The sequence below is a fragment of the Methylosinus sp. R-45379 genome, from assembly GCF_001644125.1.
Taxonomy (GTDB): Bacteria; Pseudomonadota; Alphaproteobacteria; order Rhizobiales; family Beijerinckiaceae; genus Methylosinus.
Map to the genome: position 1 here is coordinate 1 of NZ_LUUM01000075.1, position 3,564 is coordinate 3,564.

At 59.8% G+C, this 3,564-nt stretch carries 5 protein-coding genes; 3 read left to right on the forward strand and 2 right to left on the reverse strand.

Going from position 1 to position 3,564, the window contains the following annotated elements:
• Positions 1-36 precede the first annotated feature (36 nt).
• On the forward strand, positions 37-255 hold the full coding sequence (locus A1351_RS04025; RefSeq protein WP_064032298.1) for a helix-turn-helix transcriptional regulator: 219 nt from the start codon (positions 37-39) through the stop codon (positions 253-255).
• Positions 256-758: 503 nt separating this feature from the next.
• Here the strand turns inward: A1351_RS04025 and A1351_RS04030 are convergent.
• The gene (locus A1351_RS04030; RefSeq protein ID WP_064032299.1) at positions 759-1,127 is read right to left on the reverse strand and encodes a hypothetical protein; all 369 of its coding nucleotides are present in this window, start codon (positions 1,125-1,127) and stop codon (positions 759-761) included.
• A gap of 131 nt (positions 1,128-1,258) precedes the next feature.
• On the reverse strand, positions 1,259-1,963 hold the full coding sequence (locus tag A1351_RS04035) for an outer membrane protein (RefSeq protein WP_064032300.1): 705 nt from the start codon (positions 1,961-1,963) through the stop codon (positions 1,259-1,261).
• A gap of 463 nt (positions 1,964-2,426) precedes the next feature.
• On the opposite strand from A1351_RS04035, the gene A1351_RS04040 reads away from it, so the two are divergent.
• Both A1351_RS04040 and A1351_RS04045 read left to right on the forward strand, forming a co-directional pair.
• Positions 2,427-3,005: a DUF2975 domain-containing protein gene (locus A1351_RS04040; protein ID WP_064032301.1), complete on the forward strand. Its 579-nt coding sequence runs from the start codon at positions 2,427-2,429 to the stop codon at positions 3,003-3,005.
• A gap of 68 nt (positions 3,006-3,073) precedes the next feature.
• A partial coding sequence (locus A1351_RS04045) for a hypothetical protein (protein WP_064032302.1) occupies positions 3,074-3,564 on the forward strand: 491 nt, incomplete at its 3' end.

The window sequence follows — 3,564 nt, forward strand, 5'->3', positions numbered from 1 at the left end:
CCGAGTTCGTCGACGAGCATGAGCGATTTGTGTAAGATGCCGATTATCGTCAATCTCGACGTGATGCTCGCCAAGCGCAAGATGCGCTCGCGCGATCTCGCCGCGCATATCGGCATCGCTGAGCCCAACGTCAGCCTGCTGAAATCGGGCAAAGTCAAGGGCGTGCGCTTCGACACGCTCGAGAAGATCTGCAAGGTTCTCGACTGCCAGCCCGGCGATATATTGGAGTACCGCGCTGAGACGAAAGAGGGGTAGGCCTTCGTGTCCGTGTTCCATCAACGTGTGGCGACATCCCCACGAGCCGCGGCGTCGACGAAGCCTCCAACAAACGCACTCACCGAAACTCGTGAATTTGGAGAATGCGCCGCCTGAGATTTGGATACCCCGCCGGTACGCAACATCGCAGAATACGTTTTAGTTCATCCTTTTGGTGCGGAAGGTCGGCTTATGGCGCCCCTTGGCCGTTCGGGACCGCGAACGTGAAAGTTTGACCCAAGTCGGACCTTGCCATGGCTCCGGTCGAGTCACGACAAAGCCCCACCCTTTCGCGCCAACATTTCGCACGAAATTCCAGACCGCTGTTCATGAGATATATTCGCCGCTGAATGATCGAATTCAGCGCGTTGCCTAAAGTCACCAGATTTGGGTTGCCCCAAAACCATATAGCGAACACGATTGGGTATCTGCGCCCGCCCTCTTCGCCGCCTTCCTTATTGTGCTCGGCGCGCTGTTGAACCGCCGTCGCCGGATTGGCCAGATCAGAACAAAAATTGAAGTCCGACCGAACCGCCTCGGGGAGGCTTTACGTTTGGATCGTTGATGAGAGCCTGCCCTGGGCCTTTTAAGAACAGAGTCGGCGCCATGGAGCTGTTGCCCGCTCTCCCGTCGGGACCCTTGGTTTTGGCCCGCATCGGCAGATCGTTGAAGTCGAAACAAGTCGGATCATCCTTCCGTTGCCCGCCGCGTGGACAAAGCGGCGCAGCCGATTTGGCTTTAGTTTTCTTCGACTTTACGAGGTTGAGCTGCGTCGCCGGCGGAACGGTCGGTGATACACTTTCCTCGGCGGCGACGACGCCGAACGTCGCCATCGTCAGGCAGATCGGAAAAATCGCGAGCTTTGAAACCATGGGGACAGTTCTCGAGCGGTAGGTGCGATTCGAAGTCTATTTGTGATCGGCCGCGGCGAAAGGGCCTCCTCGAGCGGCGCGGCCGCATCAGCTTGACGAAATCCACTAATTACGAGGCGCCCGATCGCCGCTCATTTGCCGAAATGATAGCTCACGCCCGCGGTCAGCGAGCCTTCGCCCTGTGCGTGTCGCGTCGCCAGCGCCGGCCGTACGAAATTCACGGCCTCGGCTTGCGTGTGCCCGCCGAACCACCGCGTTTCGACATGTGCGCTCCAGCGCGTATCGAGGGCGTATTCGACGCCCGCGCCGACGGTCGGCGTCACCGACCACCAATTCGTGGTCATCGAGCCGAGGGGCGCCTGATAGGACCGCTCGATATGCGCGAGTTCCAAACCGCCGGTGACGTAAAGCAGCGCGCGCTCGTAGTTCAAGCCCAAGCGTCCGCGAATCGATCCCTGACCGTCGATCGTGTTCTGTACGCCATAACCGAAAATGGGGTCGATCGTGTAGGCGCGGGCGCGGGCGCCCGAGATGTCGCCGACGAGGCCATATACGATGGAACCGTAGCGCCAATCGTAGCCGGCGTGGGCGCCGCCGATGAAGCTGCCGCCACTTGCGGTCTTGGAAAAGAGAACAGCATTGTTCGACGCGAGCGCCGATTGCGCGCGGTCTCCGAAACCGGCGACTCCGGCTTGCGCACCGACATAGAAGCCCTCGTAGAAAAGCGCCGGCGGTGGCACGAAATCGGGCTCCGCCTTGCGGGCAGGCAGATCCGCGGCGTTCGCTGCGCCGACGGAAAACAGAGCTGTGCAGCAGACGATGATCCCGGTTTTCATATCGTATCCTTCGCTCGAGTAATCATTTGGCCTTCGCCGCAGCGGAGCGCCCAGACGGCTTTTCGCAGGATGGGCTCGTGCCCATGCTGTGGGTTAATAGTATTATGTTTGACATTAAGTTTATATCGTGTCAATGATAATCCGATCATGGAGGAGCGTAATTATGAGCAAGCCGGTCGCTCTTCGCCTCGCTCCCGGAGCCGTCCCTCGACTGCTCGTCGCCGGCTGCGTCGACGAGCCCGCAGCTTGAACGCCCCTTCGAGCTGCCGACGTTGTTCCGGAGCGGCGCGTGCGTAACCGGGCCAAGGCCTATGCTATGGAAGGTCGCGAATTTTGCTCGGTGGGCGGAGATCGCAGGGCCGCCCGTTGGGCAAAGGACAGCGGTCGAGAGCGCTGTTGATCACGCGCAAATCGTCTAATTTCGGCTTGCAGGAGCTATTCCGCGAAAACGAGGATCGCGACCATGAGCAACGACACGACTCACGACAGCGCGCCGATCAACTCCACGCGGCTCCTCGCACTGAACCCAAAGCTGCGTTGGGCATGCCATTCAATCCGCCTGGCCGCTTTGGTTTTGATCGTTTTCGAGCCGGCGATCATTTTGTGGGACTTGACCGACCGAACCGCGCTTCTCGAGCGAATGTCCCGTCTTTACGGACTGGACCCGGCTGGAGTTTCCGATTTCAGATACTGGAGCGCCGTGATGATCGTGATGCTCAAATTCCCCTTGGCTGCCATCGCCGTCGCTCGGCTCTGGCGGCTTACGGGCATTTATCTGGAAGGGAGAGTCTTTTCAGTCGAAGCTGCTGCAACTTTGCGCCTCGTCGCCCTGTGGGGCTTCGCCGCCACGATCGTGGACCTCACGACGCTGCCGCTCGCCGCCGCGCTTATCTTGACCGAGCATATTGTCAAGTTACCGATGGATGTTTGGCTGGCTCCGATTGATGTATTTTTCGTGCTGTGCTGCGTCTTCACTCTGGCGCTTAGTGTGATTCTCGAGACCGCTGCGGAAATCGCCAGCGAGCACGCGCGGTTCGTCTGAGCTTCGAGCGCGGTCGCCTTGCGACTGTGTCGAACCGTTTAATGGGTCTTCGAAAAAGGATGAGGGTTATGACCATTGCCATCGATGAGAGCGCCCCACCGCCATCCGTGCAGCTCGTCGCGCTCAATGCGAAGCTGCGTTGGGCCTGCTTTTCGATTCGCCTCGTCGCTGCGGCCTGGGTCGTTTTCGGGCTCGGGCTGACGAGCTGGAACTGGGGCCATCGCGCCGACAGTCTGGAGACCATGCACAAGCTCTATGGCCTGGACCCTGAGAGCGTATCCGCTCTGGGCTATTGGTCCTCGACGTCGATCGCCTTATCAACCTGGGCGCTGGCCGCGCTTGCGGCCGCGCGTTTGTGGCGTCTCACGGGGATCTATCTCGATGGACGCGTGTTCTCCATCGCGGCGGCGGAGGCGCTGCGCCTTTTTGCGCTGACAGGCTTGGCTGCCACGGTGTTCAACATCGGGGTGCGTCCCTTCATCTTCGGGCTTGTTTCGACCGAGCTCCTCGCCAAGCTGCCCGCTTACGCTTGGATCAATCCCCAGGATGTTTTCTATCT